The organism is Pseudarthrobacter sp. CCNWLW207, assembly GCF_037203945.1.
Classification (GTDB): Bacteria; Actinomycetota; Actinomycetes; order Actinomycetales; family Micrococcaceae; genus Arthrobacter.
Genome location: NZ_JBBCBS010000001.1, coordinates 469,670 through 494,980, shown reverse-complemented (window position 1 = coordinate 494,980; position 25,311 = coordinate 469,670). Strand labels below are relative to the sequence as shown.

General features: G+C 64.8%; 23 protein-coding genes. 10 read left to right on the top strand and 13 right to left on the bottom strand.

Annotated elements, in window-relative coordinates; all coding sequences use genetic code 11:
• Positions 1–94: 94 nt before the first annotated feature.
• Positions 95–1,393, top strand: coding sequence for an Nramp family divalent metal transporter (locus tag V9L17_RS02215; protein WP_337350299.1), 1,299 nt, complete (start codon positions 95–97; stop codon positions 1,391–1,393).
• A gap of 155 nt (positions 1,394–1,548) precedes the next feature.
• Positions 1,549–1,791 (top strand): hypothetical protein, encoded by a 243-nt coding sequence (locus V9L17_RS02210; protein WP_337346450.1) that lies wholly within the window; start codon positions 1,549–1,551, stop codon positions 1,789–1,791.
• A 64-nt stretch (positions 1,792–1,855) separates the two neighbouring features.
• On the opposite strand, the gene V9L17_RS02205 is transcribed toward V9L17_RS02210, so the two are convergent.
• From V9L17_RS02205 to V9L17_RS02155, 11 genes are all read right to left on the bottom strand, one after another.
• Positions 1,856–2,752 carry an SDR family NAD(P)-dependent oxidoreductase gene (locus V9L17_RS02205; RefSeq protein WP_337350298.1) on the bottom strand — a complete coding sequence of 299 codons (897 nt, stop codon included), beginning with the start codon at positions 2,750–2,752 and terminating at the stop codon, positions 1,856–1,858.
• A 193-nt stretch (positions 2,753–2,945) separates the two neighbouring features.
• Complete coding sequence (locus V9L17_RS02200; RefSeq protein WP_337350297.1) at positions 2,946–3,695, bottom strand: ArsR/SmtB family transcription factor; 750 nt, start codon at positions 3,693–3,695, stop codon at positions 2,946–2,948.
• 107 nt (positions 3,696–3,802) lie between these two features.
• On the bottom strand, positions 3,803–5,053 hold the full coding sequence (locus tag V9L17_RS02195) for an AGE family epimerase/isomerase (RefSeq protein ID WP_337350296.1): 1,251 nt from the start codon (positions 5,051–5,053) through the stop codon (positions 3,803–3,805).
• A 46-nt stretch (positions 5,054–5,099) separates the two neighbouring features.
• Positions 5,100–5,285, bottom strand: a complete 186-nt coding sequence (locus V9L17_RS02190) for a hypothetical protein (RefSeq protein ID WP_337350295.1) — start codon at positions 5,283–5,285, stop codon at positions 5,100–5,102.
• Positions 5,286–5,337: 52 nt separating this feature from the next.
• On the bottom strand, positions 5,338–6,081 hold the full coding sequence (locus V9L17_RS02185; RefSeq protein ID WP_337350294.1) for a sulfite exporter TauE/SafE family protein: 744 nt from the start codon (positions 6,079–6,081) through the stop codon (positions 5,338–5,340).
• Entirely contained in the window at positions 6,082–7,521 is a 1,440-nt protein-coding gene (locus V9L17_RS02180) for an NAD-dependent succinate-semialdehyde dehydrogenase (RefSeq protein WP_337350293.1), read from the bottom strand.
• A gap of 40 nt (positions 7,522–7,561) precedes the next feature.
• Complete coding sequence (locus V9L17_RS02175) at positions 7,562–8,377, bottom strand: carbohydrate ABC transporter permease (protein WP_011691793.1); 816 nt, start codon at positions 8,375–8,377, stop codon at positions 7,562–7,564.
• Between the two features lie 4 nt (positions 8,378–8,381).
• A complete protein-coding gene (locus tag V9L17_RS02170; RefSeq protein ID WP_337350292.1) occupies positions 8,382–9,344 on the bottom strand; it encodes a carbohydrate ABC transporter permease in 963 nt (320 codons plus the stop codon).
• On the bottom strand, positions 9,341–10,627 hold the full coding sequence (locus V9L17_RS02165) for an ABC transporter substrate-binding protein (RefSeq protein ID WP_337350291.1): 1,287 nt from the start codon (positions 10,625–10,627) through the stop codon (positions 9,341–9,343). The genes V9L17_RS02170 and V9L17_RS02165 overlap by 4 nt, the downstream gene beginning before the upstream one ends.
• 92 nt (positions 10,628–10,719) lie before the next feature.
• Positions 10,720–11,604 carry an aldolase gene (locus V9L17_RS02160; RefSeq protein ID WP_337350290.1) on the bottom strand — a complete coding sequence of 295 codons (885 nt, stop codon included), beginning with the start codon at positions 11,602–11,604 and terminating at the stop codon, positions 10,720–10,722.
• 16 nt (positions 11,605–11,620) lie between these two features.
• On the bottom strand, positions 11,621–12,535 hold the full coding sequence (locus tag V9L17_RS02155; RefSeq protein WP_337350289.1) for a PfkB family carbohydrate kinase: 915 nt from the start codon (positions 12,533–12,535) through the stop codon (positions 11,621–11,623).
• Positions 12,536–12,672: 137 nt separating this feature from the next.
• Here V9L17_RS02155 and V9L17_RS02150 point away from each other — a divergent pair, with 137 nt between their 5' ends.
• From V9L17_RS02150 to V9L17_RS02140, 3 genes are all read left to right on the top strand, one after another.
• Positions 12,673–13,815 carry a Gfo/Idh/MocA family protein gene (locus V9L17_RS02150; RefSeq protein ID WP_337350288.1) on the top strand — a complete coding sequence of 381 codons (1,143 nt, stop codon included), beginning with the start codon at positions 12,673–12,675 and terminating at the stop codon, positions 13,813–13,815.
• 72 nt (positions 13,816–13,887) lie between these two features.
• Positions 13,888–14,670 (top strand): DeoR/GlpR family DNA-binding transcription regulator, encoded by a 783-nt coding sequence (locus V9L17_RS02145; protein ID WP_337350287.1) that lies wholly within the window; start codon positions 13,888–13,890, stop codon positions 14,668–14,670.
• Positions 14,667–15,608 (top strand): 2-hydroxyacid dehydrogenase, encoded by a 942-nt coding sequence (locus V9L17_RS02140; protein WP_337350286.1) that lies wholly within the window; start codon positions 14,667–14,669, stop codon positions 15,606–15,608. The genes V9L17_RS02145 and V9L17_RS02140 overlap by 4 nt, the downstream gene beginning before the upstream one ends.
• A 7-nt stretch (positions 15,609–15,615) precedes the next feature.
• Here V9L17_RS02140 and V9L17_RS02135 read toward each other — a convergent pair whose 3' ends face one another.
• Positions 15,616–17,004 carry a phosphomannomutase/phosphoglucomutase gene (locus V9L17_RS02135; protein ID WP_337350285.1) on the bottom strand — a complete coding sequence of 463 codons (1,389 nt, stop codon included), beginning with the start codon at positions 17,002–17,004 and terminating at the stop codon, positions 15,616–15,618.
• A 373-nt stretch (positions 17,005–17,377) separates the two neighbouring features.
• Between V9L17_RS02135 and V9L17_RS02130 the strand changes: the two genes are divergently transcribed.
• The 5 genes from V9L17_RS02130 (at position 17,378) to V9L17_RS02110 (ending at position 23,814) form a co-directional block, all read left to right on the top strand.
• Complete coding sequence (locus V9L17_RS02130) at positions 17,378–19,447, top strand: beta-galactosidase (RefSeq protein ID WP_337350284.1); 2,070 nt, start codon at positions 17,378–17,380, stop codon at positions 19,445–19,447.
• An 11-nt stretch (positions 19,448–19,458) separates the two neighbouring features.
• Complete coding sequence (locus tag V9L17_RS02125) at positions 19,459–20,433, top strand: ABC transporter permease (RefSeq protein WP_337350283.1); 975 nt, start codon at positions 19,459–19,461, stop codon at positions 20,431–20,433.
• A gap of 83 nt (positions 20,434–20,516) precedes the next feature.
• Complete coding sequence (locus V9L17_RS02120; RefSeq protein ID WP_376045533.1) at positions 20,517–21,386, top strand: carbohydrate ABC transporter permease; 870 nt, start codon at positions 20,517–20,519, stop codon at positions 21,384–21,386.
• 5 nt (positions 21,387–21,391) lie between these two features.
• Entirely contained in the window at positions 21,392–23,041 is a 1,650-nt protein-coding gene (locus V9L17_RS02115; RefSeq protein WP_337350281.1) for an ABC transporter substrate-binding protein, read from the top strand.
• Between the two features lie 8 nt (positions 23,042–23,049).
• Complete coding sequence (locus V9L17_RS02110) at positions 23,050–23,814, top strand: DUF624 domain-containing protein (protein ID WP_337350280.1); 765 nt, start codon at positions 23,050–23,052, stop codon at positions 23,812–23,814.
• A 137-nt stretch (positions 23,815–23,951) separates the two neighbouring features.
• Here V9L17_RS02110 and V9L17_RS02105 read toward each other — a convergent pair whose 3' ends face one another.
• Complete coding sequence (locus V9L17_RS02105) at positions 23,952–25,295, bottom strand: amidohydrolase family protein (protein WP_337350279.1); 1,344 nt, start codon at positions 25,293–25,295, stop codon at positions 23,952–23,954.
• Positions 25,296–25,311: the final 16 nt, after the last annotated feature.

The window sequence follows — 25,311 nt, the reverse complement described above, 5'->3', positions numbered from 1 at the left end:
GGCGGGCACCGCCCGCCATCCCGGCCCCAACTTTCACTCTCCACCCTGGTCAACGACGACCCCCAGCACTGAAGCTGGAGAAGGAGGACTCGCAATGCGCGAGCAGAATAGGACCATCCATACCCTGGACGAACAGCGAGGTCAGATGGTCACCCCCGAAAGCCCTTCCCTTTCCAAACCACCCGCCAAACGCAGAACTTTCCTCGGCTACCTGGCACTCATGGGCCCGGCCTTTGTGGTGGGGGCCTGGCAGTTCGGTCCAGGAAACCTCACTACCGCCGTCCAGGCCGGCAGCCGGTTCGACTACACCCTCGTCTGGGTCATTGCCGTCTCCACCATCCTCATGATCTTCTTCACGGACATGAGCGTCCGGCTCGGCATTTCCACTCCGACATCGTTGATCACCTCCATCAAGGACAGCCTCGGGAAGTGGGTGGGGGTCCTCGCCGGCTTCGGCGTCTTCGGTATCACCCTGATGTTCTCGGTCGGGAACGCAGTGGGTTCGGGCCTGGGATTGTCCCTGGTCTTCGGTGGCTCACCTGTCCTCTGGACGGTTGTCTGTACCGCCGCCGTCGCCTTCGTCCTGGCGTTCAAAAACGTCTATGGCATCGTCGAAAAAGCCCTCTTGGCCATCGTTGTCCTGATGGGTATCGCCTTCATCGCCAGCACCATCGTTGCCCAGCCCGACTGGTACAGGTCCCTGGAGGGGATGGTCCCGCAGTTGCCTCCGGGAAGCGAGATCCTCATCGTGGCACTGGTCGGCACAAACTTCTCCATCAATGCAGCTTTCTACACGTCCTACGGCATCAAGGAAAACCGCCGTACGCGGGCGGACTACCGGGACATCACCCTCGTTGACACCATCCCGGGCATCGTAGCCCCTGGCATCATGACCGCCCTCGTCATCATGGTTGCCGCGGCCGTACTCGGCAAGACCGGCGCCGAGGCCGGAACGATCAACGCCCTCGCCTCGGTCTTCGCCCCGCTGGCCGGGCCTGTGGGTTCCATGCTGTTCGCCCTGGGCTTGTCCGGTGCAGCGTTCTCCTCCATGATCGCCAACGCAACGGCCGGCGGCACCATGCTCTCCGACGCCCTCGGACGCGGCGCCAAGGCTGGATCAGCTGCCGCCCGCATTGTCACCGGCATCATCCTGGCTTTCGGGCTGATCATTACCTTGTCGTTCCAAGCATCGCCGGTAGGCCTGATTGTCATAGCGCAGTCCCTGACGGTCCTCATCGCACCGCTTCTGGGCATCCTGATCGTCATCATGGCCAACAAGCGCTCTGTCATGGGTGACCTGCGGAATAAGTGGTGGCATAACCTCTTCGGGGCGATCGGACTCATCGCGATCATCGCCTCTTCGGTCAGGCTGATCACTACCCTGCTGGGGTAGTGCCAACACAGCCAACGTCCAACACGTCCGGCAAGGCAGAGTGGCGATGCCCCCAGGGCATCGCCACTTTGCTTTTGCATCAGCCGGGCAGCGGCCCATCCCATAAATTGTGAGCGGGTCCATCACACGTGTCGGCAGGGGCATATCGTGGAGGTATGGAGTTCCTGAGAGGACCTTTGTATCTGGACATAGCTGCAAAGGGCCTGTGCTTTGTGGGCGTCGTGTTGATGATCTTCGGCCGGGACGGGTGGTTCACGGCTGGGGTGGTTGCCGTGGTCCTGGGTGTGCTCTTTGGTGCTTGGGAAATGGTTGTTGTCCGCAAAATACGGCCCCGCGGCTGGGACGGCTTCCTCCGTACAGGACAAAGCGGTGATCAGGGTCCCCAGCCGCGCGGCTAGTCTTGACTAAGCCTCCGGGGGAGGCTGTCAGTGGCCGGCCAAGCAAGCCCCTAGCGAAGCATGGTCAGGTGAGTCCGGCGAGGCGGGAGCACGCGTTCCAGAGCCTCTGGCGGGCTTCCGGGTCCGAGCCCATGCCCGGCGTCGGAAGTTCTTTGCGCTTCGTCCATAGCTTTCCGGTGACCGCCGCTGTTTCGTTGGCCGTGGCGAGCCAAAGTGGTGTGTCGGCCGCTTTTTCGGCGGGGGCACCGAACGTGTTCGTGATCCAGCGGAACGGCCCGCCGACGTCCTGCAGCAGCGCCGTGTTCTTGACCAATCCCGGATGGGCGGCGTTTGCCACAACGCCGGAGCCGCGGAGTTGCTCGGCGAATTCCTGGGTCAAGAGGACGCGTGCCAGCATGGTGGGTGGTGTCGAGCGAAGGTAGCTGTACTTGCCCTTCGCGGTTTGAAGGTCGTCAAAGTCGAGCTTGGCGTTGCCGTATCTGGACGCGATGTTCACGATGCGGGACGTGCGCGGCCCCGCAGCAGGCCGTGCGGCTGTTCCTGTGTTCTCCCGTCCAGCCACGGCAGCGTTCCTGAGTGCGTCCAGCAGAAGCCGGGTCAGGAGGAAGTAAGCCATCACGTTGGTAGCGAAGGTCAGTTCGAGCCCGTCGGGGGTGAGATGGCGTTCCTTGCGGAACACGCCCGCCGCGTTGACCAGCACGTCGAGCCGGTCATGGCGGGACAGGAAGTCAGTGGTCGCCGCATGGATCGAGGATTGAAGGGAGAGGTCGCATACCAGCGGCTCAAGCTGGGCGTCCTGAACGCGCGAGCGAATGCCCTTCATTGCCTCTTCGGCCCGCGAAGCGGAGCGCCCCACCACCACAACCAGCGCCCCTTCGCGGGCAAGCCCGGTTGCCACGGCTTGTCCCAGGCCGCCCGCCGCACCTGTCACCAGCGCCACGGTTCCCTCCATGGAAGCCATTGCCTCCGCCTCCTGACGCCCAGTGTTGGTTCCGGCCCCAGTGTTGGTTCCGGCCGGCAATCGTGTGGCTCGGGACTGCCGGGTGCTTTCAGGCTATGCCTCGTGACGGCAATATCACAGGAGTTTTTGTCCAGACACCGCGACCAAGAAGGCCGTGAAGTCGCCGTCTCTGGACAAAAACCCCAGGGGCGGATTAGGTGTACATCAGCGAACCCGGCGTGGTGAGTTTCTCTCCCGTCTCAAGCCACGTCTTAAGGCCGGAGAGGATCATTGGCCAGCCACCGTAGAGCTGTTCGTTGGCGCCTTCACGCAGGTCGCTGTGGGTGACGGTGAGGTGGCAGGAATCGCCTACAGGTTCGATTTCCCAGGTGATGGTGGACCAGCCTTCGGCCTTGACGTCCTCGCCCCACAGGGCGCGCATGGTCTGGACGAGCTTCCGCGGAGGGTCCACCTCCTTGTTCTCGCCTTCGCCCAGGAGGTCCCCGCCGTTGGGTGACATCTCGAACCGGGACCCCGGAGTCCAGTCTGAGCTGATGTTCATTCCAAACTGGTATTTGCTGCGGATCTCGCTGTTGGTGATGGCCTCCCAGAGCCGTTCCGGGGTGGTTTTGATGTAGATTTCGAAGATTTTTTCCATGGGACTTTCCAATCTGGATTTGAGGTCGCTGAGGGCAGCGGCCCATGGTTCGGCGTACTTGCTCACCCAGCGGTCGTGGATGAGGCGGATGGGCACCGGATTCAGGAAGTGCAGTTTCTGGCGGCCCCGACGGCGGGTCACCACCAGCCCGGCTTCCTCCAACAGCCTGAGGTGCTTGGCGATCCCGAAGCGGGACATCTCGAAGCGGGCCCCAAGCGCACCCAGTGACTGGCCGTCCTCCCGGAAAAGCTCATCGAGCAGGTCCCGGCGGGTGGAGTCGGAGAGTGCCTTGAAGACGGCGTCCATACAACCCAGAATAGGTGACCATATGGTCACCTATCAAGGGGTTTGCGGGGTGTTAATAGCGGTTATCTGCGGGACCCAAGAACACGGGGGACCGCGGGTTCCCCGTGTTACCCGGTCGCAGTAAGCCGGGCGTCCAGCAGGCCCGCCGCGACTGCTGGAGCAAGCCCGGGTGCCAGTGGAAGGCGCGGGACCACCAGGCAGTGCCAGAGGTGGTAAATGTCCGCCTTGCCGGACCACACTGTCGAGGTGACATTGCCGTTCTCGTCGAGTTCCTGCTTCCAGGACCCGTGCTCGTAGTCGATGAACCAGTCGCGGGCGTGGTCCCAGATTCGCTCGTACCAGTCTGCATACTTCGTGTCGCCGGTGGCGATGTAGAGGGCTGCCGCACCCCCGATTGCCTCGGCGGGAACCCAGCGAATGCGGGTGGTGACAACCGGCTTGCCTTCCCAGTCGACGGTGTACACAAATCCCGGATGACCGTCCGGCTCCCAGGCGTCGCGGATGGCGGCGTCGAAGAGGCCCCGCGCGTCTTCCAGCAGCCAGGCCGGGATCTCCATGCTGCGGGCTTCGAGCCCTGCGCGGACGTGCAGGAGCAGGCGTGCCCACTCAACCCAGTGGCCGGGGGTTCCGCCGTACGCGCGGAACTGGCTGGCCCGGTCATCGGTGTTGTACTCCGGCATGGGGTTCCACTCCGGGTCGAAGTGCTCGAAAACCCGGTAGTTGTTGTTGCGCGCAAAGTCGTGGATGAGCACCTCGGCGATATGGAGGGCCCGTTCGAGCCAGCGGTTCTCCCCGGTCACATCGGCGACGATGAGGTACGCCTCGACCGAGTGCATGCTCGCGTTCCCGCCACGGTATGCTTCGGTTTCCGTGAAATCCCGGTTCCACGAGTCGAAGCACATGCCGGCGTCGTGGTCCCAGAACCTCGTGTCAGCGATCCGCAGCGCCTCATCGAGTAATTCCCTGGCGCCCGGGCGCTTGGCCGCGACGGCGCTGGCAGCAGCGAGGAGCACGAAGGAGTGCTGGTAGCCGGACTTGGTGTCGTTTACCGGTCCGCTCCCGTCCACCTCGGCATACCAACCACCGAACTCATCATCGTGGAAGACTCCGTTGAGCGCAGCGATGCCGTGGTCGACGAGTGTCGCAGCGCCTGGCCGGCCCATCAGGGCAGCGACGGCGAAACTATGAACCATCCGCGCGGTAATCCAGAGGTGGGTCGGCTTATCGGTGAACACCGCACCGTTGTTGTCGAGCCAGCCGAACCCGGTGGGCACCTTTGAACCCGCGGCGAAATTGATCAGCCGATCGGTTTCGGCCTCGAGCCATCGCGCGTGAGAGGCACTGTTCAGCCACGTCATGTTATTTCCTTTCATGTTGCGGGTGAAGATTGAGAATGATGCCTGATTAGTGAGTGCCGAAGTCGGTATTTGTGTATGCACCAGCAACACTGGCAGTGCCCCCGCAGTCGCACAGCCCTCCAACATCAAGCTGGATGGTCACCGGAGCGCTCGCATCAATCGTCAGGGTGACGGTCTCGCCCTTGCTGGTGGACACACGCAGTAAGTTTTCTTGTGGGGAAACGACAGTCATGGCAGCCCTTTCGTTGGTCGTTGGGTGGATGGGATAGGTGCAGCAGCGGCTGTTAGCCGACGACGTCGATCACGCCGCGGATGATGGTGGCAGCCGCCCCCAGGTACGCCAGGACGATCAGCAGGACCTGGGCTGCCCGGGCCGGAACGAACCGGGCAGCGACGTCGCCCAGTACCAGGCCCGCGAGGCAGGCCACCGCGACGGCCACCCACATTCCCCATGGCAACGCGGGGAATGTGGCCGGGGCAGTGAGGGCCTTGGAGATCAGGGAGAACACGCCGATGGTGAAGAAGTACGGTTGCATGGTCGCAGCGAAGGACTTGTGCTGCCACCGGGTGGCGATGGAGTACATGCTGACCGCAGGCCCGCCCACCCCGGCCGCCGTGTTCATGAACCCGCTCAGGCCGCCGGCCGTGAATAGGTAGCGGCGGCGTGGAGGCAGCGTGGCGGACTTGAGGCCAAGCAGAACGGTGAGCCCGACGGCGAGGAGCACCCCGATGGAGATCTCCAACACCGCCGGCGGGATGAGCCGGATCAGGAAGGCTGCCGGGATGATTCCCAGCAGCGCCGACGCCGCCAATGCCGCGTACCGCTTCCAGTCGATGTCCCGCACCACCCGGAAGATGATGGCCCCCGCCGTCACGGCGCCGCAGACGTTCACCAGCACCACCCCCTCCACCGGGCCCAGGAGCAGGACCAGGAAAGGAGCAGCCACCAGCGCGAAGCCCATGCCGGTGATGCGCTGCATCCCGGCTCCCACGACGACGGCGCCCAGCACCAGCCCGGTGGTCAGCATTTATGGCCTCCAGGCCACGTACTGGACCTCCTCGAACTCCTCGAGGCCAAGGCTTGATCCTTCGCGGCCCAGGCCGGACTGCTTGGCGCCGCCCATGGGGGCGAAGGCCACGGAGGGGAGGGGATCGTTGACCCCCACGATGCCCGCTTCCAGGCGTTCGGGGATGTCCCAAGCGCGCTTGGGATCGCGGCTCCAGACGTACGCGGCGAGGCCCATCTCAGTTGCGTTCGCCTTGCGGATGGCGTCCTCGTCGGACGAGAAGGTCACGATGCCGGCCGCCGGGCCGAACACTTCTTCACTCACCAGGGGTGCGTCGTCGGGGACGTCCGTCAGCAGTGTTGGGGCCATGAAGGCACCCTGCCCGGGGACATCGGTTCGCTGCGTGACGCGGCGGGAGCCGCGGGCGAGTGCGTCATCCACCAGGGCCTGCACGGCGGAAACCCGCTCGGCGTCGATCATGGGGCCGAGGTCCGGGACTGGAGCGCCGCCGTCGGGGACGCCATGCCCGAGGCTCATCGCATCGAACCGCGCGCCTAGCTTACGGGCAAACTCGTCGGCGATGCTGTCTTGGACCAGGAAGCGGTTCGCTGCCACGCACGACTGGCCGGTGTTGCGGAGCCTCCCCAGGATGGCCCCGTCCACGGCAGCGTCCATGTCCGCGTCCTCGAACACGATGAACGGAGCGTTGCCGCCCAGTTCCAGGAGCGGGCGGACCACGCGTTCCGCGGCGGAGGCCATGATCTGGCGGCCCACGCCGGTGGATCCGGTGAAGCTGACGGCCCGCACAGCAGGGTGTTGGAGCAGAGCGGCAGTGATGTCGCGCGAGGGTCCGTGAACCAGGTTGACGACGCCGGCGGGGAACCCGGCGTCGTGGAGCACCTCGAACAGGCCGGTGGCGGCGAGCGGCGCCTTTTCAGAGACGCGGCCCACCACCGTGCAGCCTGCGGCCAGCATTGCGGCGAGTTTGCGTGCCTGGATAGAGACGGGGAAGTTCCATGGCGTGAGGCTGAGTGCCACGCCGATGGGCTTGCGGAGGCTGAGGTGGCGCCGGCCGTGAAGCTCGGGCGGGCTGACGGTGCCGGTGGAGCGACGGACTTCCTCGGCGAACCAGCGGAAGTACTCCACCGAGAAGTCCACCTCGCCCTGGGCTTCCGGGAGCCGTTTGCCGGCTTCCAGGGCCAGGGTGTGGGCCAGCTCGTCGCGGCGTTCAGCCAAGAGGTCCGCTGCGTTCCGGAGCAGGTCCGCCCGGATGCGGGCCGTGGTGCGGGACCAGGCACCGAAGGCTTCGGCAGCGGCGTCTGCGGCCGAAGTGGCGTCGTGGGCGGTGCCCCACGCGACTTCGCCAATGGTGCTGCCGTTTCCGGGGTCGGTCACGTCCTTGGAACTGCCGGCCGTGTGCCAGGTTCCATTCACCAGGTGTCGGGCTGATTTCAGGTTCACGTGTGTTGCCTTTCGTTGGGCTGGTGGAGGTCCGGGTTCCTTATCCCTTGCTGGCACCCGCGGTGATCCCGGCGACGAAGTAGCGCTGCAGGAAGACGTAGGCCACCACCACGGGCAGGGAGGCCAGGATGACGCCGGCGAACAGGAGCGGGTAGTTGGTCTGGAATTCGCCTTGGAAACTGAGCAGTGCCAGCGGCAAAGTCCGGTTGCCCGGTGACTGGATGAACAGCAGCGGGTAGAGCAGCTCGTTCCAATGGATCACGAACAGGAAGATGGCCGCGGCAGCAACGGACGGGGCCGAGAGCGGCAGCGCGATGGACACGTACGTCCGCCACGGGCCGGTGCCGTCAATGGAGGATGCCTCGTACAGCTCCTTGGGCAGGGTCCTCATAAACCCGCCGAGGATAAAGACGGCGATGGGCAGCGTGGACACCACGTTGGCCAGCACCAGGCCTGCAAGGCTGTCGAGCAGGCCGAGCCGGCCGAACAGGACGTACAGCGGCACCATGTTGGCCTGCGCCGGGATGGCCATGCCCAGGACCAGGAAGCCGAAGATGGCCCAGGCCATAAACCCCTTGAGCCGGGAGATGGCGTACCCGGCGAGGCTGGCCAGGAACAGGGTGAGCGGCACGGAGATGGCGGTGACAATCACGCTGTTGGTGAAAGACGAGCCCAGGTCCTGGCCGCCGATCACTTCGGCGTAGTTAGCAGGGGAGAGGGACTGCGGCAGGCTGAACGGTCCGGCGAAGAGTTCCTGTGTGGACTTGAAGCTGCCGAACCCCACCACGGTCAGCGGAACGATGATGATGACCGCGTAGATTCCAAGAATTGCGCGGCGGCTTAGTGAAGCGAGCATGCTGTCATTCCCCCTTCGGGGTCAGCCGGAGCAACCGGCGCTGGAGCCAGGTGACCAGGGCGATCATCGCCATAAAGATGATCGACTGGGCGGCGGCGTAGCCGAACTCCGAGTTGGCAAAGGTGCTGTAGATGCGAGTGGAGAGGATGTCCAGGGACTGCTTGGGCGGGTTGCCCGCGATGCCCAGGATCAGGTCGAAGGCCTTGAACGACTGGACGGTGGTGTAGGCCACCACGATCGACGTGGCAGGGGCGACGAACGGCCAGGTGATGGACTTGAACTGCTGCCACCTGCTGGCGCCGTCCATCGCGGCTGCTTCGTAGAGTTCCCGCGGGATGGCCTGCAGGCCGGCGATGTACACCACCATCATCTGCCCGGCGTGGAACCAGACCTGCGTCACGGCCACCCAGTACAGGGCCTGGGCGTTGTTGCCGAGGTAGGAACCCTGCAGGGCTTCGAGGCCCACGCCGCCCAGGACCGCGTTGGCGAGGCCGAAGTTAGGGTCGTAGATGAACTTCCAGATGAAGGCCACGGACACGGAGGACAGGATGGTGGGGAAGAAGAACAGGGCCCGGAGCAGGATGCTGCCGCGCGAGTTCTTCGTCAGGAGCAGGGCCAGCACCAGCGAGAACGCCGTCTGCGCGATCACCACCATCAGCACAAACTTCAGGTTGTTGGTCAGCGCGTTGGTGAAGAGTGAGTCCTTGGTGAAGGCCCGGACGAAGTTGTCCAGCCCCACGTAATTGAACGCCGCCGAGAAGCCGTTCCAGTCCGTGATGGCGTACTGGAACGCCTGCAGCGTAGGCATCACCAGGAAGAACGCAATGATGGCGACGGCGGGAAGCGGGAAGAGGTACAGTGCCGGATTCACCCGCGTGGGGGAGCGGCGGCGCCCCTTCGCGGCGTCGGTTTGGGTTCGGCTGTCCGGGGCCTTCCGTTTGGCAGCCATGTTGGTATGGGTACTCATAGCCGTTCGTCAACAATCTTCTGGGCGGCTTCGGCGGCCTGCTCGGGGCTGGTGCCCGAGATGACAGCCGTGGCGCTGGCCTCCACCGCGTTGCGGACATCGAGGTTCTGGAACTGGAAGCGGGCGGCCAGCGCCGTTTTCTTGTCCAGCCAGGGGCTCAGGCGCTTCAGGTCCGCGTTGGTGTACTCCACGTTGTTCACGGCCACGTGCTGGGCTGTCTGGTTGGCGTAGTAGCCGGCATTCTCGGGCTCGGAGAGGAAGTCGATCCACGCCGCGGAGGCGGCCTGGTTCTTGCTCGCGGAGTTGACGCCCAAGATGAACGTGGCGTTGTAGGCTCCTTCGAACTTGCCGCTGCCGTCTGAGGTGTTGGGGAAGACCAGTTCGATGGGGAACGCGGCTCCGAGCCCGCGGACTGCCGCAAGGTGGTACGAGCCGGTGGCCAGCATGGCGGCCTTCCCCTGGGAGAACAGGTTCTGTGCCGGCTCCACGGCGGTGCCGGTGGCGTTCGGCTGCAGGTATGGGACCAGTTCCTTGTACTGGCCCAGCATCTTCAGGAACCAGTCGTCGGTGCACTTGAGCTTGCCCTGCTCGATTTGGGCGCACATGTCGTCCACGGGGGCGTTGTTGGCGATCATGCAGTTGAACAGCTGGCCGCCGTTTCCGACGTCGCCGCCCGGCCAGGAGATGGGGATGACCCCGGAGGCCGCGAGCTTTTCGCACATGGCCAGGAAGCCGTCCCAGTCCTTCGGGGCGATCTCCGCGCCGGCCTTATCAAACAGGTCGGCGTTGGCCATGGGCATGGGGAAGACCACCTGGTAGGGCAGGCCCAGCTGGCTGTCGCCTGACTGTCCGGCGGTCAGCAGGCCCGGCTGGTAGTTGGCTGCTGCCTTGCTGCCCTTGAGCTCGGCGTAGATTCCCGCCTCGGTGAAGTTCTTGAACTGGGCGCCGCGGAAGGTGGCGAACGCGTCGCCGATGGCTGCACCGCGGACCTTCTGCAGGCCCTGGGCGTTGTAGTCGTTGGAGGTGGAGATGTCCTGGACCACCTCCACGCCGTCGTGCAATGCCGCGAAGCGCTTGATCAGTTCGTCGAACACCGCTTTGTCCTCACCGCGCCAGTGGGCGAACGAGACCTTGCCTGTGACGGCGCCGGTGGCGGGTGCGGCCGGTCCCGTGGCGCCGCCTGGTGCGGTGGTGCCGCCCGGTCCGGCGCATGCTGCTGCAGTTGCACCGAATCCCAGGGCTCCGAGAATCGCGATGGCCTGCCTACGTGAAATCTGACTCACAATATTCTCCTCGTTGAGTGTTTTGCTGTGCCTTGCTTGTTGCCTACGGAATAGCTGTCACCAGGAAGCGCTTTGGCGCGCGTCGGGACGGCTCATGCACTGGTCTTTTGCGATGAGACGACGTCGTCCACCACGGCGCAGAGGCGCTGCAGCCGCCGGACGGCATCCGTTGAGAGGGATTCGACGACGTCGGGGGCGCCGATGCAGGACGCCCACACGGCGCGTCCAGACAGGAAGCCGCTGGCGCCTTCGAGGCAGGCCCACCGGACGGCGTCGGGGAACACGTCCTCCGGGACGCCGGAGGAGAGGACCACCCACGGGCCGTCGATGGCCCGGGTCAGGTCGGCGCAGGCCGCGCGTACCTCCGCTTCGGGGGCCTGGCCGTGGAAAGGGACCTCTGCCTTGTAGAGGTCCGCGCCCAGGTTGCCGAGTTCCTTGGCGGCGGCCAGGATGCCGGCGTTCCAGTCGAAGTCGTCCCCGGAGAGGGGCTTGCGGGAGACGGGTTCGATGATGCTGATAAGCCCGGCGGACTGACAGATCTCGACGAATTCGCGGACCATGGCCACGCGTCCGTCGGCGGGCTCGTCCGGGCGGTACAGTACCAGCAGCTTGAGGGCCTTGACGCCCAGTGCAGCGTATTTATGCGGGTCCACGAGCCGGTCGATGGTCACTTCGCCCACCAGCTCGCCGTGCGCGGATTCAAAGTGGTCGGCCGAGGCGATGAGTCCGCAGCCGGGGTCGACGACGCCGTCCTCGATGGCCTGGTCGAGGGCGAACTGCCGGTCGATGAGGACGCCGGAGGCGTAGGGAGTGAGGATTTTCGCGGTCTGGAGCTTGAAGTCCTGAAGGTCCTGGTCCGTGACGGGGGCTTCCTGGTGTTCGGCGATCATGTTGCGCATCGCCTCGCGCTGGTCCACGGCCAGCATCGCGAATGCGCCAGACGGGCGCTGGAGGGGGGAGAGGTCTGTGAGGATCATGTGCTGCTTCTTTCAGCTAGGCGAGGTTGTTGGTGGCTAGGGCGGGAGTGATGGTCTGGTGCGGGATCTTGGAGCGGCCATCCAGTCCTGCGCAGGAGGCGGAGGCGGTTCGGCCGGCGAAAGCGGCAGCTTCCACCAGCGGGACGCCGGCGGCAACAGCGGCGAGGAGTGCGCCGTGGTACACGTCGCCGGCGCCGAGGGTGGACAGGATGGTGGCCGGCGTGGCCGGAACATGGATCGCCGGGCCGGTTCCTGATTTCACCCAGGCGCCTTCGGCGCCTGCCGTCGCGACGACGGCGGAGGCGCCGTCGTCGATGGCTTTCTGGAGCAGCTCCTCAACGGCCAACTCCTCGCCGTACTCGGCGCGGAGCCGTTCGATGGTGGGCACGTACAGGGCCACGCCGCGCGGGCTGAAGGACGGGATGGGGTTGCCGGCGTCCACACTGATGGTCAGGTCGCCGGGGTTCAGCCCCGGGATGCCAGCGACGGCGTTCCAACCCAGGTGGTCCACGTGGACCCAAGCGGCGGACTTCAGCAGTTCACGGAAGCGGCCCTCCGCAGGGAAGCTGACCGGCGGCACCGGACGCGTGACGATGGCCCGGCTTTCGGACGCCGTGCTGACCACGATCACGCTGGCGCCTGTCTTGACGGCTGGGTCGCGGATCACCGCTGAGGTGTCTACGCCCTCTGCCTGCAGGCCGCTGATGATGCGGTCGCCTTCCTCGTCCGTTCCCAGGACCCCGGCGAACGCTGTGTTTGCGCCGGCCCGGGCTGCGGCAACTGCTGCGGTTGCCGCGGGTCCGCCTCCTGCAGTGGCGAAATCGGTGGCGACGGTACGGCTGTCTGCGGCAGGGTAATCCTGGACGAGGGCAATGGAGTCAAGAGTTGCGCAGCCTATGAAGAGCAGGGTTCCTGATGACGGTTGGTACACGTTCCACCTCGTTGTAGTCACGGCTTGTACTGAAGAAATATACACACGCTATGTTGGAATAACAACACTTTCGGTATAGTTCTGTTTGGGATGCAACGCCGCGGTCCCATACTCAACGTAGAGAAACGGAGCAGCTCATGTCATTGCCTTCTGCGGAAGCGGTCCGGACCATTCGGTACGGACTCATCGGTGCCGGCCATATGGCCCGCGAACACGTGCGGAACCTCGCCCTGATCCCTGGGAGCCAAATCACAGCAGTTTCCGACCCCCAGGCGTCGTCCCTCGCGGAGACAGTTGCCGAGATCGGCTACGAGGTCCAGACGTTCAGCCGCCACCAAGACCTCCTTGAGTCCGGCCTGGTGGATGCGCTGGTTATCGCCAGCCCCAACGACACACATCTGGCCATCCTCAAGGACATCTTCGCCAGCGGCACCAACCTGCCCGTGCTGGTGGAAAAGCCCGTGTGCACCACGGCGGAACAGGCCGACGAACTTGAATCGCTGGCAGCCGGCTACACCGCGCCGGTGTGGGTTGCCATGGAATACCGGTACATGCCGCCGGTGCAGGAGATCATCCAGGCAGCGCACGGCGGCAAACTAGGCAACATCTACATGCTGTCCATCGTGGAGCACCGCTTCCCGTTCCTTCATAAGGTGGATGCCTGGAACCGCTTTGCCGAGCGGACCGGCGGAACCCTCGTGGAGAAGTGCTGCCACTTCTTTGACCTGATGCGGCTGATCCTGCAGGACGAACCGGTGCGCGTCTACGCCAGCGGCGGCCACGACGTCAACCACATGGACGAGGTGTACAACGGCAGGGTGTCGGACATGATCGATAACGCCTTCGTGATTGTGGACTTCAAGGGCGGGCGCCGGGCCATGCTGGAACTGTCCATGTTCGCCGAAGGCTCCAAGTTCCAGGAGCGCATCTCCATCGTGGGCGATGCCGCCAAGATCGAGACCCTTATTCCGGTGGCGGCGAACCACTGGATTGAGGGCGACGAAGCCGAGGCCACGGTGGAGTTCAGCCCGCGGTCGCCGCTGGGTCCGGAGCTGCACGAGGTTCCGGTTGATGAAGCTGTGCTCGCGGCGGGGGCACACCACGGTTCCACTTACTACGAGCACCTTGGTTACCGGAAGGCCATCCTGGGCGAAGGCCCGGTGGAAGTCACCGTCGCGGACGGCCTCCAGTCCGTCCGCATGGGCCTCGCGGCCGAGCGCTCCATCATCGAAGGACGCCCCGTGGAACTGCTGAATGCGGGCGCAGGGGCCAGGCATTAAGTAGATTTGTGTTGGAATTGCAACACGCTGCCAGGTTAGCGCGTCCGGCTAAGGGAAGCAGGAGAAGGGGATATGAGCAGCTCACATGAAGAGGCGCCGCTGACGCCCCGCCAGCGCACCATCCTGGACCAGCTCGAACGGCGGGGGTTCATTTCCACGATGGACCTCGCCGAATCGTTCGCGGTATCGGACATGACGGTCCGGCGGGACACCCGCGTGCTGTCCCAAAAGGGGCTGGTGCGGGTGGTGCACGGCGGAGTCAGCGCGGTCAACGCCAGCGGGCAGAACGCGGACTTCGCGGCCAGGGTCCGGGAGGACTCCGACGCGAAGCAGCGGGTAGCACAGGCCTGTGTTTCGATGATCAGCGAGCGGGACGCCATCATCCTCGACGCCGGAACCACCACGTACCAGATCGCACAGGAGTTGCCGGCGTCGTTCGCGGGCACCATCATCACGCACTCGGCCCCCGCCATCCAGCGTTGCCTGCAGCTGACATCGGCGCGGACCATCTGCCTCGGCGGTGAGCTGCTCCTGGACAGCCAGGCTTTCAACGGACCCATGACCGTCTCCGCCGCAGCGGGCCTTCGCGCGAAGACCGCCTTTATCGGGGTCAGCGGGATCCATGACGAGGCGTTCTACATCGAACGGGATGTGGAACGGGCCACCAAGATTGCGCTGATGAACTCTGCGGAACAGGTGGTGGTGGTGGCCACGCACCAAAAAATGCTCCGGTATGCGCTGGCCCGGCTTGCGGCGTTTGATGCGGCCGACGTCCTGGTCACGGATGCTCAGCCACCGCGGGAAATCGAGGCTGCGCTCCGGGCCGCCAACGTCAAACTGGTGGTGGCGCGGTGACGGCCCGCCTCCGGGTGAGCCTGCCCGACCCGAGGCTGCTGGATGCAGTTGGGCCCTCCGACGATGTCGACTTTGTGCTGTGGGACCTTGCCGGGCCGGCGCCGTCGCCGTCGGAAAAGTTTGACCTCCTGGTGCCGCCCTATATGGGCAAGCCGGGGGCACTGGCCGCACTGGACGGTGTTGAGGTTGGGCTCGTGCAGAGCCAGTCCATTGGGTACGACGGCGTCGCGGCCGTTTTGCCCGCGGGTTGCCTTTTCGCCAATGCGGCAGGGGTCCACGAGACGTCCACCGCCGAGCTCGCCCTGGGAATGATGATTGCCAGCCAGCGCGGGATTCCGGATTTTGTGCGGAACCAGGCGACGGGGACCTGGGACACCAGTCAGCGTCCCAGCCTGGCGGACCGCCGTGTCCTGTTGGTGGGTTACGGCGGCGTGGGCAAGGCCATCGAGGCCAGGCTCCTGCCGTTTGAAACCCGTGTGACGCGGATGGCCAGCCGTGAACGGGACGATGAGCGCGGCCGCATCTACGGGATCGATTCGCTGTATGGGCAGCTGCCGCTGCACGACATCGTGGTGGTGAGCGTGCCCCTGTCCGAGCGGACCACGCACTTGGTGGATGGTCGGTTTCTTGAAGCGATGGCCGACGGGGCGCTCCTGGTGAACGTGGCGCGCGGCCCTGTGGCCGATACCGGAGCGTTGCTTCGTGAAACGGCCTCAGGGAGGCTGCGGGCCGCGCTGGACGTGACCGACCCCGAGCCGTTGCCGGCGGGCCATGCGCTGTGGACAGTCCCGGGAGTGCTGATCACGCCCCATGTGGGCGGGGCCAGCTCGGCCATGCTGCCGCGGATGGCCAGGCTGGTCCGGAAGCAGATCTCCTTGCTGCTTGACGGTCAGGAGCCGGTGAACGTGGTGCTGGGCCGGGATTCTGGAGCCCGGTAACCCGCTCCTAGCGCCTGATCTGTTCCAGCACCGCGTCCCGCACCTGCTCCATGGTGGCCGCGTCCGAGGCTTCGACGTTGAGCCTCAGCAACTCCTCCGTGTTGGACGGCCGCAGGTTGAACCACCAGTTTCCGGTCTCGTCGATCACGCTGAGCCCGTCGAGTTCGTCAATGGTGCCCGCGTTTTCGTAGCTGGCCCTGACCTGAGCAACCGTGGCTGCCACCCCCTCCACGGAGGAGTTGATTTCCCCGCTGGCGGCGTACGGCTCGAATTCACGGGCCAGTCCGGACAGCGGACCGTGTTGTTCGCCCAGGGCCGCCAGGACGTGCATGGCGGCCAGCATGCCTGTGTCCGCGTTGTAGAAGTCGCGGAAGTAGTAGTGCGCGGAATGCTCGCCGCCGAACACGGCCCCTTCCTCGGCCATCCTTGCCTTGATGAAGGAGTGCCCCACACGGGTCCGTACGGGCCGTCCGCCGGCTTCGGCAACAATTTCCGGCACGGCGCGTGACGTAATCAGGTTATGGATGATGACCGGCTCCGCTTCCCCGGCGGCCTGCGCGCGCCGGATCTCGCGGACGGCGATCAGCGCGGTGATGGCCGACGGCGTCAGCGGCTGTCCGGTCTCGTCCACCACAAAGCAGCGGTCGGCGTCGCCGTCGAACGCAAGCCCCAGATCCGCATTGTGGGCAACGACGGCGGCCTGCAGGTCACGGAGGTTGTCAGGTTCCAGCGGGTTGGCGGGGTGGTTCGGGAACGTTCCGTCGAGTTCGAAGTAGAGCGGAACCACCGTGAGCGGCAGGGCCGGGAGGAGCTGGTCGCCGAGGACTGCGGGTACTGTCAGGCCTGCCATGCCGTTGCCCGCATCCACCACCACTTTGAGTGGCCGGATTCCGTCCAGGGGTACCAGCGAGCGCAGTCTTTCGGCGTAGCCGGCCAGGACGTCCTGCCTTGAGATGTTGCCCTCGGTCCGGGCCGCGGGGATCCCGTTGTCAAGGTATTGCTGAGCTAGGTCCCTGATGGCGTCGAGACCGGTTTCGGAGGAAACCGGCACGGCGCCGGCTTTGGCCATCTTGATGCCGTTGTACTCGGCGGGGTTGTGGCTTGCGGTGAAGATGGCCCCTGCCATCTCCAGGAAGCCGCACGCGTAGTAGAGCTCGTCAGTGGAGATCAGGCCGAGTTCCAGGACGGACGCCCCGCGCCGCGCCGCGCCCAATGCGAAGGCGCGGCTGAATTCGGGCGAGGACGGACGCATGTCGCCGCCGCAGGCGATGGTCTGGCCGAACAGGCCCAGGACGTCAACAAAGGCTGCGCCCACAGCTTCGGCGCTTTCTGCAGTGATGGAGACGCCGACCAGGCCCCTCACGTCGTAGGCCTTGAAAGAGGGTGACAGGTCCATGATGCTCCCCGGGGCAGTAGTGGCAATGCAAACAAGTTATGTTGGAAATCCAACACTACTTTAGCAGGCGGAAGGCTTTGGTGGTTCGGTCTTTCGCAGCCGTTGCCACTTTCCGCACACTGAGCCTCTCCGATAGTTTCCATAGTTCCTCGGAAACAACAAGTGTCCGGGTCTTGCGGCGATTGTCTCCAAGCGGCCGAAAGTGTGTCAAAGATGCGCCATCAAGCCCATATCCCCACCGGGTCTAGCCAAAGTGGTAGTGGAATACGCTATCCAAGGTGTTGTTATTGCGTAAAGTTTACGATACTTTCTACGTGTGATGCAGGTCGCAGGGTTGGAACCACGCGGCCGACGTGCCAACCAAAGGACAATGATGACCAGCGAGCCACACAGCACGGCCGAAGACCGCCTGAAACACCTGCACGAACGCCTCGGCGGCATTGCCTACGGCGGCGACTACAACCCGGAACAGTGGCCGCGCGAGGTCTGGCAAGAGGACGTCCGCCTCATGAAGGAAGCTGGCGTCAACCTGGTCACGCTGGCCGTCTTCTCCTGGAGCCGGCTCGAAACCGCCGACTGCGTGTACGACTTCGGCTGGCTGGACGAGGTCATGGACCTTATGCATTCCAACGGCATCGGCGTAGACCTGGCCACCCCGGATGCCGTACCGCCGGCCTGGCTGATCGCCCAGCACCCGGACATCCTTCCGGTCCTGGCGGACGGCACCACCTTCGGTTTCGGCTCGCGCCAGCACTTCGACGTCTCCCACCCCGCCTACCGCGAAAAGTCCTTGGCCATGGCGGAAAAGTTGGGGGAGCGGTACGCCCAGCACCCGGCCCTCTGCATGTGGCACGTGAACAACGAATACGGCCCCGTTTCCTACGGCCCGCACGCAGACCGCGCGTTCCGGGAATGGCTGCAGCGCAAGTACACCGACCTGACCGAACTTAACCAGGCCTGGAGCACCGACGTGTGGGGCCAGGTTTACTCGGACTGGAGCCAGGTCAACGCCCCCGCCCAGCCCCGCACCTGGTCCAACCCCTCCCGCCGCTTGGACTACCACCGCTTCACTTCGGACTCCATGCTGGAGCACTACAAGGCGGAGCGGGACATCCTGCGCCGGCACACCCCGGACCTGCCAATCGTCACGAACTTCATGCGCTTCTACAAAAACAACGACTACTGGGCCTGGGCCGCGGAAGAGGACGCTGCCGCGCTGGACATCTACCCGGACCCGCGCGAAGCCGACGCCCACGTGGCCGCCGCATTGAACTTCGACCTCATGCGGTCGCTCCGAAAAGGCCAGCCCTGGCTGGTCATGGAACAGGCCACCGCGGCGGTCAGCCAGTGGTCCGTCAACGTCTCCAAGCTCCCTGGCAAGATGCGGCTGGGCTCGTACCAGGCCATTGCGCAGGGCGCGGATTCCATCCTCTTTTTCCAGTGGCGCCAAGCCAAGGGCGGCACCGAACGCTACCACTCGGGCATGGTCAACCATGCCGGCCCCAACACCCGCGTCTTCCGCGAAGTCTGCCAACTCGGCCAGGAACTCAAAGGCCTCGGCGGCATTACGGGCACCCGCTCCGCCGCCAAGGTGGCAATCGTCTTCGACTGGGACTGTTGGTGGGCACTGGAACTGGGCAACTCGCCGCGCTCGGACCTGAGCTATACGCAGGAGGTCCTCCGCCTCTACCGGCCCTTCTTCGATGCCAACATTCCGGTGGACTTCGTCAACACCGCATCAGACCTTAGCCAATACGGCTTGGTGGTCCTCCCGGCGTCGTACCTGCTTTCGGACCAGGCGGCGCAGCGCGTCGAGGACTACGTGTCCGACGGCGGCCGGCTGGTGGCCAGCTACCTTTCCGGCATTGTGGACCCGGACAACACCATCCGCCTCGGCGGCTACCCGGGCGCCCTCCGGAACGTGCTCGGCGCGTGGAGCGAGGAACTGCATCCGCTCGCCGGAGAGGGTGAGGAGGTCAAGCTTTCAACGGCCGACGGCGGCACCGCCTCCGCCAGTTACTGGACTGAGCACCTGCACACCGAAACAGCCGAGGTCCTCGCCACCTATGCGTCTGGAAGGCTTTCCGGCTCACCGGCCGTCACCCGCAACACCTTCGGCCAGGGCACCGCCGTCTACTTGTCCGCCCGGGTGGACAGCACCTTCCTGGAGGAGTTGCTCGCCGTCGAACGTGCGGCTGCCGGGATCCGTGCGGAACTGGACGCTCCGCTGGGAGTCCAGGTCCGCCGTCGAACCGGCAACCGGGGCAGCTACTTGCTTGTCCTGAACCACAACGACGCCCCCGTCAGCGTGGATGTGAAGGCTGGCGGCACCGACCGCATCACTGGCACACGGCTCCAGGGAACCGTGGAGCTCGCCGCCAACGGCGTCCTCGTCCTGGAAGAAATCCCCACAGAAACCGTGCCCGCAGAAACCATCCGATAGGAGGAAATACCATGGCCATTCAACTGGAAGTACCTCCCGAGGCGGTCACCGCGGACCCGCCCGGCACCAAGCCGCGGAACAAGCCCAACGGCTGGAAGCTGGCCCTCAAGCGGGACTGGCGGCTGTACACCCTGGTGGCGCTGCCGCTGCTTTACTTCGCGGTGTTCCGCTACCTGCCGATGGCCGGCAACGTGATCGCGTTCCGGCAGTTCCAGCCCGGCGGCAGCATCTTCGGCGAGAAATGGGTGGGGCTGAAGTACGTCACCCTGTTCATCAACGATCCCAGCTTCTGGCAAGCGTTCCAGAACACCATTGTGCTGGGTGTGCTGACGCTGCTGTTCTGCTTCCCGATGCCCATCATCTTCGCGCTGATGCTCAATGAGCTTCGGTCACAGAAATTCAAGAAGTTCGTCCAGACCGTCGCGTACCTGCCGCACTTTATGTCCGTAGTGATCATCGCCGGCATGATCCTGCAGAACTTCTCGATGACCGGCACGGTGAACCAGATCGCGGAATCCCTGTTTGGCACCACGGTGAACTTCACCCAGGACGCATCCTGGTTCCGGCCTATGTACATCAGCTCCGAGGTCTGGCAGACCATGGGCTGGGGCGCCATCCTCTACCTGGCCGCCCTGACCCGGGTGGACGAGTCGCTGTATGAGGCGGCACGGATCGATGGCGCCAACCGCTGGCAGCAGACCTGGCACGTGACGCTGCCGGCCATCCGGCCCACCATCATCACGTTGCTGATCCTGAACATCGGTACGTTCATGGCCGTGGGCTTCGAAAAGATCCTGCTGATCTACAACCCGCTGAACTACGAAACCTCCGATGTCATCTCCACCTACCTGTACCGGGTGGGCCTGGAATCGTCCAACTTCAGCTACGCGGCCGCGATCGGAATGTTCGAATCCGTCATCGGCCTCACGCTGATCCTCTCCGCGAACGCCATCTCCAAGCGACTCGCCGGAACGAGCCTGTGGTGAAAGGGGCAGTCATGAAGGAAGCACTCCTTAACAGGGCGGGTTCGAAGGCAGCGAGGAAGGAAACCGGCGTGCTGGTCAAGGACATGAAAATCTCCCGCGGCATGCGGGTGTTCCGGGTGGTCAACCTGGCCTTCCTGCTGCTGGTGGTGTTCCTGACGGTATATCCGTTCCTGAACATCGTGGCCCAGTCGTTCTCCAGCGAAGGGTTCATCAACGCCGGGCAGGTGAACCTGTTCCCGCTGGGCTTCAACGTGGAGACGTACAAGCTGATCCTGGCCGACTCCACCTTCTGGAACAACTATGGCAATACGGTCCTGTACACGGTGGTGGCCACGGCCATCTCGATGGTGCTGACCACGTCCTTCGCCTACGCCATCGCCAAGAGGGACCTGAAGGGCCGCAGCGTGTTCATCGGCATCGCGGTGTTCACCATGTTCTTCAACGGCGGCCTGATCCCCAACTACGTGCTGATCAGCTCGCTCGGCATGCGGGACTCCATCTGGGCGGTGGTGCTGCCGAACGCCATCAGCGTCTTCAACCTGCTGATCATGAAGTCGTTCTTCGAAAACATGCCCCGCGAACTGGAGGAAGCCGCCGCCATCGACGGCCTCACCCAGTACGGCGTGCTGTTCAAGGTGGTGCTGCCGCTGAGTAAGGCGATCGTGGCCACCATGGTGCTGTTCTACGCCGTGGCCAACTGGAACTCCTGGTTCCAGGCGTTCCTGTACCTGGACAAGCCGGAGCTGTTCCCGGTGACCATCTACCTTCGCAACATGATCGCCGGCGTCACCACGGCCGGTTCCGCCGGCGGCACCGCGGAAAACGTGGGCCAGATTGCCGCCAACATCCAGTCGGTCACCATCGTCCTGACCGTCATCCCCATCCTGTGCATCTACCCGTTCGTCCAGAAGTACTTCTTTTCGGGCGTCATGCTCGGCTCCGTCAAGGAATAACCCTTATGAAAGGAAAGCCCATGATTGCAAAACCAGAGTTTCGCAGACGAGACTTCCTCGGCCTGTCAGCGCTCGCAGCCTTCGGCCTGGTGGTTGCCGGTTGTGATTCAGATTCCGGCAGCAAAATTGATACCTCCAAGGCCCGCACCGGCGCCATGGACAGCTTCGGGGTGGGGGATACGTTCAAGGCGACGGCGCCGCTGACGTTCAGCTTCCTCTTCAGCGACCAGCCCACGTACCCGTTCAAGAAGGACTGGCTGCTGTTCACCAAGATGGCCTCGGACAACAACGTCACACTGGAGACCACCATCGTGCCCAGCAGCGACTATGAGCAGAAGCGCAGCCTGCTCATCAGCTCCGGCAACGCCCCGGAGATCATCGCCAAGACCTACCCGGGCCAGGAATCGGCCTACGTTTCCTCCGGCGCAGTGCTGCCGGTCAGCGACTACGTGGACCTGATGCCGCACTTCCAGGACAAGGTCAAGAAGTGGAAGCTGGAGCCCGAGATCGCCGGGCTCACCCAGGAGGACGGCAAATACTACGTGCTGCCGGGCCTGCATGAGGAGCTGTGGCCGGACTACACGGTGGCGTTCCGCAAGGACATCCTGGAAAAGGAAGGCATCGCCGAGCCGAAGACCTGGGATGAGTTCCGCGAGGTGCTGCGGTCGCTCAAAAAGGCTTATCCCGACGTCGTGCCCTTCTCCGACCGCTTCAAGGGTGACAGCGTGCTGAACATTGCGGGCAATGCCTTCGGTACCGTGGCCGGCTGGGGCCTGGTGGACGGGCTGAACTTCGCCGAGTCGGAGAAAAAGTTCGAGTTCGGCGCCGGCACCAAGCAGTTCAAGGAGCTTCTGGAGTACTTCAACTCGCTGGTGGCCGAAGGGCTGATGGACCCGGAGAGCTTTACCCAGACCGACGATTCGGCCATCCAGAAGTTCGTCTCCGGCAAGTCGTTCGTGATCAGCGCGAACTCCCAGAACATCATCACGTACCGCACCTCCATGGAGCAGTCCCTGGGCAAGGGCAACTTCAAGGTGGGCAAGATTACGGTGCCCGGCGGGCCGGCCGGCGACATCATCGGCGGCTCGCGGCTGGAGAACGGCATCATGCTGAACTCGTCAGTGAAGGACAAGGACAGCTTTGTGGCGCTGATCCAGTTCATCGACTGGCTGTTCTACAGCGACGCCGGGCAGGAGTTCTCCAAGTGGGGCGTGGAAGGCACCACCTTCACTAAGGAGGGAGGCAAGCGCGTCCTGGCCAAGGACATCAACTTCCAGGGCCTGAACCCGGCGGGCACCAAGGACCTGCGCATGGAGTACGGCTTCTCCGGCGGCAACTTCGCCTACGGCGGCACCACCGACCTGCTGCACTCCACCTTCAACGAGGAGGAACTGGCGTTCCAGAAGGCCATGAAGTCCAAGAAGCCCAAGCCCGTGGCGCCGCCCGTGCCGTTCAGTGACGTGGACCGCGAGCAGGCCACCCTGGTGCTCACCCCGCTGAAGGACCACGTCAAGCAGAACACCCTGAAGTTCATCACCGGCCAGCGGCCCCTGAGCGAGTTCGACGCCTACGTGAAGGAACTCGACGCGAAGGGCCAGTCCAAGTACGTAGAGTTGGCGAACAAGGCTTACAAGGCTTACGCAGACAAGAAGTAAGGCGGCTCGTGGCACAGAAGAAGGCGGAGTACGGCTCCGGTCCGCTGTTCAGGGCGGCCGGAGTGGTCTACGGCGTTATGGTGGCCGATGTGCTGCTGGTGCTTGCCAACATCCTGCTGGTGCTGGCCCCTGTTCTCGCCAGCCTGGCGGGTGGCTCCGCCCTGCTGGCGGCGGTCCTGGTGGTGGCGTTTGTCCCGGTGGGACCGTCGCTGGTGGCCGCGGCCTACGCGTTCAACCGCCTGCTGGCGGGGGAGGAGACGGGAGTGTTCCGGGACTTCGTGCGCGGCTACCGGACCAACTTCCGCCAGGCGCTCGCGGTCTGGGTGCCGTACGTCGCGGTGCTGGCCGCCGTCGTCGTGAATCTTCTGCTGCTGCCCGGAACGTTCGACGCCGGGAACCCCGCCCCTTCAGCCGCACGGGTGGGGCTGCTGGGGCTGGGGCTCCTGGTGGCGACGGCGGGTGTGACGGCCATGCTGCTGCTGTCCCGGTTCACGTTCCGCACCCGGGACGTCTACCGTCTTTCGCTGTACTGCCTGGGCGCGCAGAAACGGGTGTCACTGGGGAACGCCGGGATCCTGTTCATCACGGCATTCCTGCTGACCGCCACCACCGCGGGGCTGCTGATCGTCATCGCCGGGCTGGCGATGTTCCTGGTCTGCCTGAACTCGCGCCCGCTGCTGACGTTCATCGAACAGAAGTTCACGGTGCAGGATTCAGCAGTGCAGGCTTCAGCGGCGCAGGACCATTCGGCAGGGCAGGATCAACCCCTCTGAGGTGCATCGACCTGTTTGCGTAACTTTTGGCCGTGCACCTACCCACGCGGCCCGGGAATCCGCGGGATCTACGCCGGCGCCCGCCCAAAAGTCACGCATTTGCGTCGCACCGTACGTGCCAGCGCCGCCGGTGACTTTCATGCCTGGAGTTCGTTGCGGACAATGGCTCCCTGGGCCACCACCACGCTGACCGTCTCCAATGCGGAGGCGTCGGCCAGCGGATCGGCGTCCACCACGATCGCGTCGGCGAACCCACCGCGGACCAGCCGGCCGCCGTCGTCGCCGAGGCCCAAAAGCCGGGCGGCGTGGACAGTGGCTGACCGCAATGCCTCCAGCGGGGAAAGGCCCGCCTCGGCGAGAAGCCGCACTTCCTTGCCGATGGGAGTGACATCGGTTCCGAAGGAATCGGTGCCGGCCACGATCGTCACGCCTGCTTCGTGCGCGGCGCGGACGGCGGCCTGCAGGATGGGTGTGTACTCCTGCCCGCGTGCGGCGAGGATGGGGTTGGCTGACGCCGCCATGGAGGTGATCGCGTCCATGGTGGGGGTGAAGTAGGTTCCACGGCGGGCCATCTCTGCGATGGTGCCTTCGCTGACGAAGACGCCGTGCTCGATGCTGCGCACTCCGGCCCGGACGGCCCCGTCGATGCCTTCCGCGCTGTAGGCATGGCAGAGGACACCGGCTCCATTCGCCGCCTTAACCACCGCCGAGAGTTGCTCCTGGTTGTAGACGAGTTCGCGGGGATCCTGCTCCGGAAGTCCGGCGCGGGGGTTGGCCCGGGTCTTGATGACCTGGGCTCCGCGGTTGAGGTTGACCCTGGTCAGGTACGCCAGGTCGGCGGGGTCCTTAACCCCGCCGGCGAGCGTGGCCAGCGGCGCGAGGTCGGGGTCGGCCAGGAGCGAATCGCCGAGGTCGGGGGAGATGAACAGGCCGGCGGGCGTCATCCGCGGGGAGACGCCCGGGGCCCAGCCCGGAAGCGCGGCGAGGGCCACGTCCTGGTAGAAACTGCTGGAGCCGCTGCGGACACTCGTGGCGCCGCCCTGCAGGATGGCGCGGGCATCGGCCAACGCGTTGGCGTGGACGTGTACGTCAATCAGGCCCGGGAGCACCCAGCGGCCCGTGGCGTTCAGGACCTGCGCGCGGCCGGCGACGGCGGCAACAGCCTTAAGGGTTGCATCGCGGCTTCCGACGGCGGCCACCTTGCCGCCGTCGAGAACCAGAACGCCGTCTTCCACAGCTTCGCCCGTCTTGGGGTCCACGATGGTGCCGCCCTCGATGATCAGGGCGGGGTGGGTCAGGGGGCTGCCGTGGTAGTTGGGGCCCGAAGGCCGATCAGCGGCGTGGGCAGCGGGAGCGCCGCCGATTTGGGCGGTGATGGTTGCTACGGAAATTCCGGCGAGGGCTGCGGCACCAGCGAGGATGCCGCGGCGGGGGAGGTTGGCTGGCAGTGCGGGCGCAGAAGTGTGGTCATGAAGGCACATCATTGTCTCCTTGGGG